Annotated in this window: 1 protein-coding gene; it reads right to left on the bottom strand. The window is 61.8% G+C overall.

Annotated elements, in window-relative coordinates; translation table 11 throughout:
- Window positions 1-41: 41 nt before the first annotated feature.
- Window positions 42-259 (bottom strand): transglutaminase-like cysteine peptidase (locus tag EOD29_RS32885; RefSeq protein ID WP_164764000.1); only part of this gene is annotated, 218 nt, incomplete at its 5' end.

The following is a 259-nucleotide window of genomic DNA, read 5'->3' as shown; positions in this document are numbered from 1 at the left end:
TTCGGCAAAGATAGCGCGCGCGCCGCCTTGCGGCTTGCAGATCACGAGAACTCGCCGGCGCGCGGACCGGCAAGCGTCACGCGCCAGCCGGTGCGCGACTGGAAATCCTGGGTGGCCAGAAACGTATAACCCGTCGTGCGCCAAGGCTTAACGGCGCTGGAGAGATTGTCGAGCACATAATCGCCCTGAGCCGTGCGGGCAATCAGAACGACATGGTTTTGATCGTGTGGTCCAATCACCACGGAAAGTGCCAGCCTGT

Source organism: Mesorhizobium sp. M1A.T.Ca.IN.004.03.1.1 (genome assembly GCF_003997555.1).
Taxonomy (GTDB): domain Bacteria; phylum Pseudomonadota; class Alphaproteobacteria; order Rhizobiales; family Rhizobiaceae; genus Mesorhizobium.
The sequence above is the reverse complement of the archived record's forward strand: the minus strand, read 5'-3'. Positions and strand labels throughout refer to the sequence as shown.